Source organism: Psychrobacillus syltrankelensis (assembly GCF_055454035.1).
This window is the reverse complement of sequence record NZ_CM144227.1, coordinates 1817471-1831551: the sequence shown is the minus strand read 5'-3', so window position 1 is coordinate 1831551 and position 14081 is coordinate 1817471. Positions and strand designations below refer to the sequence as shown.

Here is a 14081-nt window from a genome sequence, read left to right as displayed (position 1 = left end):
ATAAAACATGCCGATAACCACTATGACAATGAAACGAATTTCATATAAAAACATCGCATCACCAAAAGGTTTCAAAGCAACCGGTATTCACTGTGGTCTAAAACATAAGAAAAAGGACTTAGCACTACTAGTCAGTGAAGTGCCAGCAAGCGTTGCAGGTGTTTTCACAACAAATGCCATCAAAGCTGCGCCACTTCTAGTCACAAAAGACGTCGTGTACCAGACCGGAAAAATGCAAGCAATCATCATCAATTCTGGAAATGCCAATGCATGCACCGGAAAACAAGGGATGACAGATGCCTACACAATGCAAAAACTAACCGCGGAAAAACTAGGAATCGAACGCAATCTAGTCGGCGTTGCTTCAACTGGTGTCATAGGAGAAATCATGAAAATGGAGCCACTGAAAAAAGGTATCCAGCAATTAGAGCCTATCGATGAACTTGAAGGCGCCATTGGATTCTCTCAAGCTATTATGACGACAGATACAGTAACAAAAAATACTTCCTATCAAACGATAATAGACGGAAAAGAAGTCATCATTGCAGGAACTGCGAAAGGCTCTGGAATGATCGAACCAAACATGGCAACGATGCTTGGGTTTATAACAACAGATGCCAACATCGAATCAAACCATTTGCAAACTGCCCTAAAATCCATTACTGATGTAACATTTAACGCAATCACAGTTGATGGAGACACATCCACCAACGATATGGTAATCGTTATGGCAAATGGCTTGGCTGAAAATAAATCACTAACTCCTGATCACCCAGACTGGGAAAATTTTATTCAAACTCTACACGCTGTATCACAAGACTTAGCGAAAATGATAGCAAAAGATGGGGAAGGTGCAACAAAACTGATTGAAGTCGAGGTAAAAGGAGCAATTTCAGACACGGAAGCTCGTAAAATCGCGAAAACAGTGGTCGGCTCACCACTTGTGAAAACTGCTATGTTTGGAAATGACGCAAACTGGGGCAGAATCATCGCAGCGGTTGGTTATAGCGGAGCAACCCTTAACCCATACGCAATCACCATTCTTATCGGTTCCACAAAAGTTGTAGAAAATGGGGAACCAGTCTCTTTCTCAGAGGAAGACTTGATAATTTATTTGAAACAACCAGAAATTAAAATCTTTGTTGATATTCATCAAGGTAACGGTCAAGGAACTGCATGGGGGTGCGATTTGACATATGACTACGTCCAAATCAACGCAACATATCGCTCCTAAACGTACCGTCATCAAGCTCGGAGGAAGCATGCTCGAACGTCTGAATGAAAACCTCTTTACTAATTTAAAGAAACTTCAAGCTGCTGGCACTGAACTCATCATTGTCCACGGCGGAGGACCAGCAATAAATAAAGAACTAGCCAAAAACAACATAACTTCGACCACAGTAAACGGCATGCGTGTCACTTCAGAAAAAGCAGTTGGAATCGTCCAGTCGACACTTGTCGGTCAAGTGAATCCCACTCTTGTTCACCATCTGAATAAAAGCGGCATTGTAGCAATCGGACTAAATGGGAGCGACGGCAATTTATTACCATGTACTTTATTAAATAAAGAAACATACGGCTTCGTTGGGGAAATAAAAACCGTAAATATTTCTATACTTGAAATGCTTTTGGCAAATGGCATTACGCCAGTCATCTCGAGTATCGGCTGCACTGAAGAAGGTACGCCACTCAACATTAACGCCGACACTGTAGCAAGCAAAATTACTTTAGCAATAAAAGCCGAAAGTCTAATGCTAGTAACAGATACACCTGGTATCCGAATCGGTGGGGAAGTGCAACTAGTCGTAACTCCTACCAAAATAGACGACTGGGTCTTCTCAGGAGAAATCTACGGAGGTATGATACCAAAAGTAAATGCAGCGCTAGATTGCTTAGTAGCAGGCATTCCATCAGTTCAAATTGTTGGTGAGCAACTAGAAGGAACGACTATTTTACAACAGGAGGTATCTGTGTGAGCTCTTTATTCCCAAATTACACTCGTCGTCCGGTTCATTTAGTAGAAGGAAAGGGCACAATTGTCACAGATGACTCCGGAAAAAGATATCTTGATTTCACAAGTGGAATAGCCGTACTCAGCCTTGGTCATGCACATCCTGCAATTGTCGAAGCAATCCAACGACAAAGCGAAAAACTATGGCACACATCGAATTTATTCGAAAGCCCGGAACAAGAGCAGTTTGCGTCATCACTAATAAAAGACACGCATTATGCACACGCATTTTTCTGTAATAGTGGAGCAGAAGCGAATGAAGCAGCAATCAAACTAGCGCGCAAACACACTGGCAAGCACGTTATCATCACTTTCGAGAAGTCTTTTCACGGAAGAACATTTGGCGCAATGTCCGCAACAGGACAAGAAAAAGTGCGCCAAGGTTTCGGTCCACTACTCGATACCTTCCGGAAGGTTCCATTCAATAATATCGAGCAACTTGAGGCAGTAATCGACGAGAGTGTAGCAGCAATCATGCTCGAGGTCATCCAAGGAGAAGGTGGCGTCAACCAAATAACTCCAGAATTCGCACAAGCCATTGCGGATATATGCAAATTAAAAGGAATCCTCCTAATCGTTGACGAAGTCCAAACAGGCATCGGCCGCACTGGAACCCGATACGCATACGAGCAAACCGTCCTGCGACCTGACATCATGACGCTCGCAAAAGGACTAGGTGGAGGCTTTCCGATTGGAGCAATGCTTGGCACATGTGAATTGCACGACACATTTGGCCCAGGTACACATGGCGCAACATTCGGAGGAAATCCATTGGCAGTCGCCGTCTCACAAACTGTACTGGACAATGTATTCACTACCGAATTTCTATCCGCAGTCAATGAAAAATCAAGTTACTTAATGGCTAAACTAAAAGAAACATTACCAGCATATCCAATCGTCGGATCTGGCTTGTTGCTCGGCATCGTCTGTCCAGACGAAGTCGCACCATACATAACTAAAGCAGAGCAAGCCGGCCTACTACTAGTAGCGGCAGGACCAAACGTCATCCGACTCTTGCCACCATTAACAGTCACAAACAAAGAAATCGACCAAGCCATCAACATTATTACAACTATATTACCTAATGTTTCCGGTGCCAGGCACCCGTAACATTATATAGAAGAAACCCAATTGAATTAAAGCGCTCAGCGAACCGCTATTCAAAACCAAGGACCCGCCATTATGGCAGGTCCTTTTATTACTGGTGCCAGGCACCTGTAATAATTCATCCAAAATATGTAATTCTACTATGCAACAAACTACCTATTAAGTCTAAAATATCCCGTTGCATTCACATCCAATTATGGTACACTTTAGAAAAATTCACTTCACATCGCATTCTACTTATCAACGAAATGGGGAAAGAGCTTGCTGACTTGGAACAAAGAAATCATCATTCACGCACCGATTAACAAAGTATGGAACCTCTTTGAACTCGATCAAATTCAACGAATCATGCCAAACGTAATCGAACATAAACCGATAGAAATAAAAGAAGGTGTTGTCGGTTCAACATATGAGCAAACCTATAAAGAAGGGAAAAGAACCGAAACGTATATCGTGACAGATACCGAATATGAAAATACTGAACAAAAGAAACATAAAAAAGTTGAGTTCACATTAGCTAAAGCGTTTAAAATTCAAACAGCATTCACCTTAATCCAACTTGATGATAAATCCACGAAATTTATTTATACTGGCCAGAATGAAGGACTAAATCTTATGGGAAAAACATTTATTAAACTAGGTTCAAAAAAGAGGAATGATAAAGTAGTTGATGACTTCGTCGAATTAGTTCGCACGGAAGCAATGAAAGATTCATAATTTAGGAGGATTTACATGACAATCGACTGGAATAACTTAAATTACGTAGCAATAATTATTGGTGGATTCTTATATATGATCTACGGCACAATCTATTACTCGATTTTATTATCAAATAAAAAAGGGCAACAAACGAAAGGCCCGTTAAAGTATATTTATTCCGTCATCATTGCATTCATCAGTTCTTTTTTTGTAGCAATCCTCATCAACGCAGCTGGAGCAGACACACTTCTTCAAGGTGCACTCATTGGATTCATACTAGGAGTTACTATAAAAATGGTATATATAAAAAATATGTTATTCGGCTTGATCTCCAAGAAATCAACGTTTATCGCAATATGTGATCACGTTGTTATCTTTACACTGCTTGGAGCATTACACGGCTGGTTATCTTAACAAATTAAAGGCCCCTTGAGTCAATCAAAGGGCCATTTAAAACTCATAAAAAATAAAAAAAATATCAACAATATCCAACAATTCACCTACAACTCCGCTAGCAGATTAACTCTATCCCAAGTAAAACATCAAGTACAAAATTGTCCGTAATAAACAACAACTTCATTTATATACTCAGAATGTAACCAAAAATCATTTTTGGTGATTAGGATTCCGCTGACTTGATATGCTAACCTATAGATGAGGTGATAAAAATTGATAGCAAAACCATTTAAACCAAATCTACAAACGGAAGCATTAAAATACCTGGAAAATAGGTTACCACAGAATCATGCCAAATATAGGCATATCCAAATCGAAGTGAAGAAAAAAAATGCAGGAGATTTAGGGGAAGAAGTAGTTATGCGTGAACTGGAAAAACTAATGCTTCCATACAAATTTCAGATCTATCACAACCTCTCTTTACAAGTCGAAAGATTGTTTCAGCTAGACATCCTAATAATCACACCGTTCTATGCACTAATCCTAGAAGTAAAAAACTTTAGAGACACAGTTGAAATTAAATCCAATCCATGTCAAATGATTCAAACACTGAGCACTGGCGAAGTCATCCCATGTCCGAGCCCTGAACCCCAACTACAGGAATACATCTACCAGCTAAGCAAATTCTTCAAGCAATCAAATATAAAAATTCCTGTTCTAGGAGCAATCGTATTTGCTTTTGCAAATACCCACATAAAAAACTCTTCCAATCAAACAACAATACTCTTGAAAAACGAACTACTCCCATATATACGAACAATAAAAACACAAAACTCCCCTATCGAGGAGGCACAACTTGAGCGAATTAAAGAAGCCATTCTTCTAAAAAATAGAGATTACCGACCTTTTCCACTCAGTATTTATTATTCTATTAATCCAAAGGACCTCATAACAGGTGTATCATGTGAAAAATGCGCTTATATAGGAATGAAAAAAATAAAAAGACGATGGCTCTGCCCGATATGCCAAACTACAAGCTTGGATGCACACGAAAAAACAATCAAAGAATACTTTCTCATAGCCAATAAAACAATTTCAAACAAAGACTGTCGTGAATTCCTACATCTAAATAACAATCATGAAGCAACAAGAATTCTCAAAAAAGCAAATCTGCCAAAAATCGGTCAATCGCACAACACAAAATATCAAATGATCTTTCCACAATAAAACCCTTCGACCACAATCGAAGGGCTGTTTTATTCTATACAATTTCTAATCAGTTCTAGCCCAAACCGAGAGCTCTCTGCTTAAATCCGCGAGCACTTCACTCCGATCCGAGAGCATTTCACTCGAATACGAGAGCAAACACAACTAATCCGAGAGCAACCCTCCGATCCGAGAGTGTTTCACTCGAATACGAGAGCAAACCCAACTAATCCGAGAGCAACCCTCCGATCCGAGAGCATTTCACTCGGATACGAGAGCAAACCCAACTAATCCGAGAGCAACCCTCCAGTCCGAGAGCGTCACTCGAATACGAGAGCAATTCCAACTAATCCAAGAGCAACCCTCCGATCCGAGAGCGTTTCACTCGGATACGAGAGCACTCCCAAGCAATCCGAGAGCATTCCACCTAGATACGAGAGCAACCACATCATCCGAGAGCGCAACCCTCCGATCCGAGAGCATTTCACTCGGATACGAGAGCAATTCCAACTAATCCGAGAGCAACCCGCCAATCCGAGAGCGTTTCACTCGGATACGAGAGCACTCCCAAGCAATCCGAGAGCATTCCACCTAGATACGAGAGCAACCACATCATCCGAGAGCGCAACCCTCCGATCCGAGAGCAATTCCAACTAATCCGAGAGCAACCCTCCGATCCTAGAGCATTTCACTCGGATACGAGAGCAATTCCAACTAATCCGAGAGCAACCCTCCGATCCGAGAGCATTTCACTCGAATACGAGAGCAATCCCGACCAATCCGAGAGCATTCCATCTAGATACGAGAGCGACCCCATCATCCGAGAGCACTCCACGCCGATCCGAGAGCATTCCATATAGATACGAGAGCGACCCCATCATCCGAGAGCACTCCACTCCGATCCAAGAGCACAACCAGTCAACCCGAGCGGACACCTCACAACCAACCCCTAAAAACTATGCGTCATCGCCCAAATCGCCACAGCTTCCACCTTACCAGTATTCATAAACCGGTGCGGCAGCGAGCTGTCAAAGTAAATACTATCTCCCTCATAAATCATATGCATCTCACCCTCGACCTCAATACGCATGCTACCACTTAGCATAATGCCGCACTCTTCGCCAGCGTGATACATAAAAGGAGTTTCCAATTTCTCGCCGGGCTCGACGACCATCTTAAAAAAGCTCATCTGCTTCCCGGTACTCGGAGACAATAATTGATAACTAACATTTGGCCGAACGCGCTTGATTAACTTTTCCTCACCGGACCGACAAATCGTTACGGCATTTGTCTCTTCAGTTTCGAAAAATGAAAACACGGGAACTTTTAAACTGTGGCTTAACTTCCAAAGTGTTTCTAGTGATGGGGACACCTGGCCACGCTCTATTTGAGAAATCATACTTTGACTGACTCCGGTAAGTTTTGCAAGTTCATCTGATGTTAAACTTTGCATCCTACGTAAATATCTTATCCGCTTGCCAACTTCTTCTTTAGGAAATTCCAAACAAACACCCCTTTTGAATAAAAATGCAATTAGCAGAATAATTAAACATGTAAATTTTTGCTTACTCGATAATAATATAATCATATATCAGTAATGTCTACCATTTAATTCTAAATTTAATTAAATAGAACTAATAATAAAAATATTAAGTACAATAATTTTTTATGTAGACACGTGAATAATAATAACTTATACTTTTAATAATTCAGTAGTTCAATAGGGGAACTGAAGAATATAAAAATGGGGGTAAGTGTACATGAAAATGAAAAAATGGTTAGCAGCACTTTTAATGATTTCCTTTCTAGTCATCGCTGGATGTAGCAATGATTCTGGTGGTGTATCAACAGAAAATTCGACATTACAAAAAGTATTAAAAAATAAGAAATTAGTTATCGGGATGTCTTCAGGATATTTCCCATTTGATATGAAAGATCCTAAAGGCGATTTCGTAGGATATGACGTTGACACGGCGAATGCATTAGCGGCAGCTTTAGGAAAAGACATTAAAGTAGAATTTAAACAATTCACATTTGATGGTTTAGTTCCTGCACTTAGAACAGGGGAAGTAGACATGATTTTTGCTGGAATGACGATTCGTGGAGACCGCGCATTAGCTGTGAGCTTCTCAGATCCATACTTTCAAACAGGTCAAGCTGTAATGGTACCTGGAAAAGATACTACGACAAAAACATGGCAAGACCTTGATGTTAAAGGCAAAAAAATCGCAGTAGGTATCGGAACGACTGGTGCATTACTTGCGAAAGATGTATTCAAAAACGCACAAATTTTAGACTTTGAAGAATTCCCATCGGCAGCAGCTGCAATGGCACAAGGGGAAGCAGACGGGGTAGTATACGATGAGCCTGCAATTGCAGTTTGGAAACTGAAAAATGGCGATTCAGTTAGAGAGATTGAAGATTTAATTTCTACTGAAAACCTAGGGATTGCGCTTCAAAAAAATGACTTCGATACAATTCAATGGGTGAATTCATTCCTAAACAGCTACCTTGGAAGCCCCGGAGAACTTGCATCACGCGCAAAATGGTTCGAAACTTCCGACTGGTTAAAAGAAGTTATAGAAGAATAATACACTCTAGGGGGAATCAGCTATGTACAACTATGACTGGAGTGTCATACCGAGAAACATGGACGTCTTCATTGATGGAGCGCTTAAAACCCTGGAAATCTCAGTAATTGCAATCCTTTTTGCGATTCCGATTGGGATTCTCTTTGGACTCGGACGTATATCGAAAAACAAAATTATTTTATTTATTTCATCCACGTATGTAGAAATAATTCGCGGGGTACCACTGCTCGTTCTCTTAATGTGGATATTCTATGTAATGGGTCAAGTTTTCAGGTTAGGTTCATATTGGGGCTCCATCGTGGGGCTCGCGATATTTGCCGGTGCCTTTATCGCAGAAATTGTCCGTACAGGGATTCAAGCAGTACCAAAAGGACAGATGGAAGCAGCGCGATCGCTTGGAATGTCTCATACAAAGGCAATGACACATATTATTTTGCCGCAAGCATTTAGACGAGTATTACCGCCGCTTGCATCACAATTTATTATGCTTATAAAAGATTCATCACTCGTATCTATAATAGCCGCAACAGACTTAACGCTAAACGCCAAAAATTTAGTGGCAACATCGTTCGCTTCTATAGAAGTATGGACATTTGTTGCATTAATTTATTTCATCATGACATTCAGCTTATCGTTAATCATTCGATTCTTCGAAAAACGATTACTGAAAAGCGAAGCATAACGGCAAGGAGGGTGTACCTAAATGATATCTATTAAAAATGTCAATAAAAGCTTCGGTGCCCACCACGTCCTAACCGACGTTTCGCTCGAAGTACCAAAATCGAATGTCGTTGCATTAATTGGACCAAGTGGAGCTGGGAAATCCACGCTCATCCGTACAATCAATGCACTAGAGCCAATCGATAACGGAGAGATCATCGTCGATGGTATCTCCATACACAATAAAAAAACGGACATCAACGTAGCCCGCACGAACATCGGCTTCGTATTCCAAAGTTTCAACCTATTTCCGTTCTTAACGGCACTAGAAAACGTAACAATGGCACCAATGAAAGTAAAAGGGCTAAGCAAAGAAGCAGCTGAAAAAAGAGGGAAAGAACTTCTCGCATCCCTTGGACTAGGTGACAAGTTCGATGCTTACCCTAGCCGACTTTCCGGTGGACAACAACAACGTGTAGCAATCGCACGTGCACTTGCAATGGATCCAACCGTTATGCTATTTGACGAACCAACATCCGCACTCGACCCAGAAATGGTAACCGAAGTGCTTGATGCCATCCGCAAACTAGCAAAAGACGGTATGACCATGGTCGTAGTAACACATGAAATGGGCTTCGCCAAAGAAATCTGCGACGAAATCGTATTCATGGCAGAAGGAAAAATAGTCGAACGCGCAGCACCAGACAAATTCTTCACAAACCCTGACACACAACGCGCCCAAGACTTCCTATCCAAAGTTTTAAACCACTAGAGCAATCTAGTGGTTTTTTCTTTTTGGGTTCCAATCAAACACCATAACTGCCACATAACCAATGGTCTGTAGCACATAACCAGTGGTGAATACCACATAACTGATGGTGAGCACCACATAACACTAGCGAATACTACATAACTGATGGCGAGCACCACAAAACCACTAGTCGAATACCACATAACTGATGGCGAGTACCACATAACCACTAGTGAATACCACATAACTGATGGCGAGTACCACATAACCAAGCTGACCACACATAACCACCATCACATATCCCGCATCAAACCAAATACAGCTATTGCTTTCCATCTAACTCTTTGATACCTTATATCCATACCTATAGAAAGGAGCAACTACCATAGAAATCATCAGACCAGTACCCGACAACTATTACGCATTAACCCGACTAAAAGCACGCTTATCACAACATCACGAAAAATATTCATCTATCCTTGAAAAACTAGACCAAATAAGTGCTGGCTACTACGGGGAAATGCGCACTGATCGATTTATTGAAGAAGTACAATTCCCGCAACAAGTACTCATCATCCCAGACCTACACTTCCGCCTACATGCCAAAAGATACATCCAAATTGACACCCTGATTCTTACTAAATCCTATATCCTAATAACGGAAATCAAAAACATAACGGGCACCCTTCAATTTAAAGAATACCCAAACAAACTATTGCGAATCGTTGACAATCAAGAAGAAAAGCCTTTTGATTGCCCTCTAACCCAACTAGACCGAAATTGCGATGGAATCAGTAAAATTCTTTCAAAATTAAATCTGGAACTTCCTATTCACCAAGCCCTCGTGTTTCCATCCCAAAACACGATAATCGAAAATGCCCCCCAAAATCGAAATATCTTTTTCGTCAAACAATTTCCTTTATTCATCCAAAGGTTAAACAAATTACGACTAGTCCTAAACGACCATCAATTCTTCCACCTATCAAACAAACTAATGAGTATAAATAAAAACTTCACTCCAAAACCACTGTGTGAAACATTGAAAATAAATCCAAAAAACTTGAAAAAGGGTGTCCTTTGCAAACATTGTAATGCAACACTTCAAAGGATATCTCTTCGAACTTGGATATGTAATACATGCAAAAGTATCGACACCAACCCAATTCCAAGAAATATTGAAGACCTATTTTTACTGATCAAACCAAACATTTCAATAAAAGACTGTATGCACTATCTGCAAATAAATTCAAGATACACAATATACAACAACTTACAAAAGATGAACCTAGAAAAAAACGGACATAAAAAATCCACCAACTACACAAAAATAAACAAACCAACTACACAAAAATAAACAAACCAACTTCAAAAAAATAGCAGAGGAAGCCAATCTACAAATTGGCTTCCTCTTTTCTAAAGCATATGAATGCCACATAAACCATGTCGGTCACCACATAACCCACCACGAGTGCCGCATAATTCCTAGTGAGTGCCACATATACCAATCGATTACCACATAACCAACCTGATTGCCACATAATCCAATCGATTACCACATAACCTAACCCGATTCCACATATACCAAGCGATTACCACATAACCCAACCGGATTGCCACATAACCCAACCCGATTGCCACATAATCCAATCGATTACCACATAACCTAACCCGAGTACCACATAACTCACGGTGAGCACCACATAACCAACCCTAACCACCACACTTCCAAACAAAAAACCTCAGAACCAATCGATTCTGAGGTCACATATTCTATCTACTCCAAGTAAACACCAACGCCAGGCCCAAATGGAATACCGAAAAAGATAAATACTAACAACTGGACAATCCATATAGCTAAGAAACTCATACTATAAGGAATCATTAATGCCATTAATGTACCCAATCCTGCTTTTGGATCATATTCCTTCATGAAGGAAAGGATAACGACCAAATATGGATTCATCGGGGTAATGATGTTTGTTGATGAATCGGCAATGCGGTATGCAACTTGTATGAAACCTGGGTTATACCCTAGGAATGCGAACATTGGTATGAAAATTGGTGCTTCTAGAGCCCATTTTGCGGAACCGCTGAAAATAATTAGATTTAATAAGGCTGTAAAGATGATATAGCCGAGAACGACAGGTATTCCGGTTAACCCGATACCTTCTAGGAAATTGGCACCACTAACAGCAACCCATACCCCTAAGTTGGACCAATTAAAATAACTGATAAATTGGGAAGCGGCAAAGATTAACACGATATAACTAGACATATCTTTCATTGCATCAGACATGAACTTTGGAATATCACGAGTAGTCTTAATCTTTCCGGTTGTTTTACCAAATGTAATGCCGACAACTATAAAAAAGAAAAGAATAATTGGAATAATTCCATTTAAGAATGGAGATGGAATAATTCCGCCTTCTTCATTACGTAAAGCGGAGTTCGGTAAAAATAATCCAATGGCGATGATAGCGATGTAAATCCCGCCGGCGATAATAGAATTGCGAAGAGCTCGACCTTCGTGTTCGCTTGGCTCTGCCATTTTTTTATTTAGTTTCAATGTAAACTTTCCGAGACGCGGCTCGACGATGCGGTCGGTTATAAATGCTCCGACGATTGCTAAAATAAATACGGAAGTTGCCATAAAGTAATAGTTATCTACTGGTGTGACAACGAGATTTGGATCGAATGTTTTAATCGCTTCCGTTGAAATACCTGCAAGAAGCCCGTCTGTCCCGTTGATGATTAAGTTTGCGGTAAACCCTGCTCCTACTCCTGCGAAACCAGCTGCTAGACCTGCAAGTGGGTGGCGTCCGATTGTATAAAAAACCATAGCGGCAAGAGGAGGGATAATAACGAAAGCGGCATCCGAAGCGATATTCCCCATGATACCAACGAATACGACGGAGAAAGAAATTAATTTCTTTGGTGCTTTCATAATTGTTCGTTTAATCGTTGCTTCTAGTAGACCAACTCTTTCTGCAAGTCCAATCCCAATCATCATGGATAAGACTAATCCTAATGGTGCGAAACCGGTAAAGTTTGTAAGCATTGAAGTTAATATGTATTCTAATCCGTCCCCTGAGATTAAACTTTTAATAGGTAATTCTTCGCCTGATTTTGGATGTACCACAGATACATCGAACAGACTTACTATGGAAGATAACACAACAACGAAGATTGCTAGATACACAAACAGCATAAATGGATCGGGTAATTTATTTCCTAAACGTTCTACTGACCCCAGAAAACCCTTTGATCTACGTGATTCTTCTTTTACTTCAGACATTTCTTCTCCCCCTTTGTAGGTTGACACAATTTTTAGAATTCTTTATTATTGTATTTGATAGTTGTGCTTTTCCGCAATACATTTTTTAAAAATAATTAAAAAACGTTATAAATCAACACTTAAAAGTACATATTTTATTTATTTAAGGAAACGTAATTATTTTTTACCTTTAATGAAAGAGGGGATTAGATGAAAAAAGAAGAGCTGGATTACATAAAGGAGTTTAGAAGGAGTATTCATGAAAATCCGGAGTTAAGCGGAGAAGAATGGGAAACATCGAAATGTATCCAAAATGCTTTGGCGGAAGCGGGCATTCCATTTCAGACAGGTTTTGCAAAAACAGGAGTACTTGGAATTATTGAAGGAAAACACGAAGGGGCGACTGTCGCACTTAGAGCGGATATAGATGCACTTCCTATTTTTGAAAAAACGGATATTTCCTTTCGTTCCAAAACAGATGGCGTGATGCATGCTTGCGGCCATGATGCACATACGGCAATGCTACTAGGGGCAGGTATTCAGATTGCTAGTATGAGAGATAAAATTGCTGGAAAAGTCTTATTAGTATTTCAACCAGCCGAAGAGCAATCGCCGTTAGGAGGTGCCCAGCCAATGTTAGACGACGGTATTTTTGCGGAGCATAAACCGGATGTTATTTTTGGACAACATGTATGGCCAGCTCTTCCAGTGGGACAAATAGGAGTTTGTGATAATGAAATGATGGGTGCGTCAGACACAATTAGAATAACTGTTGTTGGAGCTGGTGGACATGCAAGCATGCCGCATGAAGCAAAAGATGCCATTGTTATTGCGACGGAACTGATATCCTCTATACAAACGATTATAAGTAGAAACACAGATCCGCTCGATTCAGCAGTTGTGACAATTGGAACAATCCAAGGGGGATATCGCTATAATGTAATTGCGGATGAAGTTAAGCTGGAAGGTACAGTAAGAACATACCGAAAAGAAGTAAAAGAGAAAGTGAAGAAAAGGTTAGAAGAACTAACGAAAGGTTTCGCTATCGCATATAACGTTGAGATTCAAATGGACTATCAGGATGGATATGATGCAACGGTCAACACCCCCGAATGGGCTAGCCTTATTCGCACTCAAGCTAGAAAAACAATCGGAGAGGATGCAACGCCAACTGTGAACCCATCGCTTGGAGGAGAAGATTTCTCTCGCTTCTTGAAAGTGGTTCCTGGTGCTTTTTATTGGCTAGGTTGCGGAGCAGAAGATGTTACAAAACGTAGACCTTTACACGATGCGAATTTCTATTTCGATGAGAGAGCCCTACTAATCGGAGTAAATCTCCTAGTAGATGTGACACTTCAAGCTCTGGAGCAATTGAAAGGAGAATAA

General features: G+C 40.5%; 13 protein-coding genes. 11 read left to right on the top strand and 2 right to left on the bottom strand.

Annotated features, from left to right (window positions below; genetic code table 11):
• The first annotated feature begins 7 nt into the window (after window positions 1-7).
• The 6 genes from argJ (at window position 8) to ACTSKG_RS08795 (ending at window position 5440) form a co-directional block, all read left to right on the top strand.
• A complete protein-coding gene (argJ, locus tag ACTSKG_RS08820; RefSeq protein ID WP_464757810.1) occupies window positions 8-1234 on the top strand; it encodes a bifunctional glutamate N-acetyltransferase/amino-acid acetyltransferase ArgJ in 1227 nt (408 codons plus the stop codon).
• Window positions 1197-1976: an acetylglutamate kinase gene (argB, locus tag ACTSKG_RS08815; RefSeq protein WP_464757809.1), complete on the top strand. Its 780-nt coding sequence runs from the start codon at window positions 1197-1199 to the stop codon at window positions 1974-1976. The genes argJ and argB overlap by 38 nt, the downstream gene beginning before the upstream one ends.
• The gene (locus tag ACTSKG_RS08810) at window positions 1973-3121 is read left to right on the top strand and encodes an acetylornithine transaminase (RefSeq protein WP_464757808.1); all 1149 of its coding nucleotides are present in this window, start codon (window positions 1973-1975) and stop codon (window positions 3119-3121) included. The genes argB and ACTSKG_RS08810 overlap by 4 nt, the downstream gene beginning before the upstream one ends.
• Window positions 3122-3379: 258 nt before the next feature.
• Window positions 3380-3835, top strand: a complete 456-nt coding sequence (locus ACTSKG_RS08805) for an SRPBCC family protein (RefSeq protein ID WP_464757807.1) — start codon at window positions 3380-3382, stop codon at window positions 3833-3835.
• Between the two features lie 15 nt (window positions 3836-3850).
• The gene (locus tag ACTSKG_RS08800; RefSeq protein WP_464757806.1) at window positions 3851-4231 is read left to right on the top strand and encodes a DUF1761 domain-containing protein; all 381 of its coding nucleotides are present in this window, start codon (window positions 3851-3853) and stop codon (window positions 4229-4231) included.
• A gap of 255 nt (window positions 4232-4486) precedes the next feature.
• Window positions 4487-5440, top strand: coding sequence for a nuclease-related domain-containing protein (locus ACTSKG_RS08795; protein ID WP_464757805.1), 954 nt, complete (start codon window positions 4487-4489; stop codon window positions 5438-5440).
• A gap of 928 nt (window positions 5441-6368) precedes the next feature.
• Here ACTSKG_RS08795 and ACTSKG_RS08790 read toward each other — a convergent pair.
• Entirely contained in the window at window positions 6369-6923 is a 555-nt protein-coding gene (locus ACTSKG_RS08790) for a helix-turn-helix domain-containing protein (RefSeq protein WP_464757804.1), read from the bottom strand.
• A gap of 256 nt (window positions 6924-7179) precedes the next feature.
• On the opposite strand from ACTSKG_RS08790, the gene ACTSKG_RS08785 reads away from it, so the two are divergent.
• From ACTSKG_RS08785 to ACTSKG_RS08770, 4 genes are all read left to right on the top strand, one after another.
• Entirely contained in the window at window positions 7180-8010 is an 831-nt protein-coding gene (locus tag ACTSKG_RS08785; RefSeq protein ID WP_464757803.1) for a transporter substrate-binding domain-containing protein, read from the top strand.
• Window positions 8011-8032: 22 nt separating this feature from the next.
• Window positions 8033-8692, top strand: a complete 660-nt coding sequence (locus ACTSKG_RS08780) for an amino acid ABC transporter permease (RefSeq protein ID WP_464757802.1) — start codon at window positions 8033-8035, stop codon at window positions 8690-8692.
• 21 nt (window positions 8693-8713) lie between these two features.
• On the top strand, window positions 8714-9442 hold the full coding sequence (locus ACTSKG_RS08775; RefSeq protein ID WP_464757801.1) for an amino acid ABC transporter ATP-binding protein: 729 nt from the start codon (window positions 8714-8716) through the stop codon (window positions 9440-9442).
• A 364-nt stretch (window positions 9443-9806) separates the two neighbouring features.
• The gene (locus ACTSKG_RS08770; RefSeq protein ID WP_464758004.1) at window positions 9807-10775 is read left to right on the top strand and encodes a nuclease-related domain-containing protein; all 969 of its coding nucleotides are present in this window, start codon (window positions 9807-9809) and stop codon (window positions 10773-10775) included.
• A gap of 420 nt (window positions 10776-11195) precedes the next feature.
• On the opposite strand, the gene ACTSKG_RS08765 is transcribed toward ACTSKG_RS08770, so the two are convergent.
• Window positions 11196-12716, bottom strand: a complete 1521-nt coding sequence (locus ACTSKG_RS08765; protein ID WP_464757800.1) for an AbgT family transporter — start codon at window positions 12714-12716, stop codon at window positions 11196-11198.
• Window positions 12717-12905: 189 nt separating this feature from the next.
• On the opposite strand from ACTSKG_RS08765, the gene ACTSKG_RS08760 reads away from it, so the two are divergent.
• Window positions 12906-14081 (top strand): M20 metallopeptidase family protein, encoded by a 1176-nt coding sequence (locus ACTSKG_RS08760; protein WP_464757799.1) that lies wholly within the window; start codon window positions 12906-12908, stop codon window positions 14079-14081.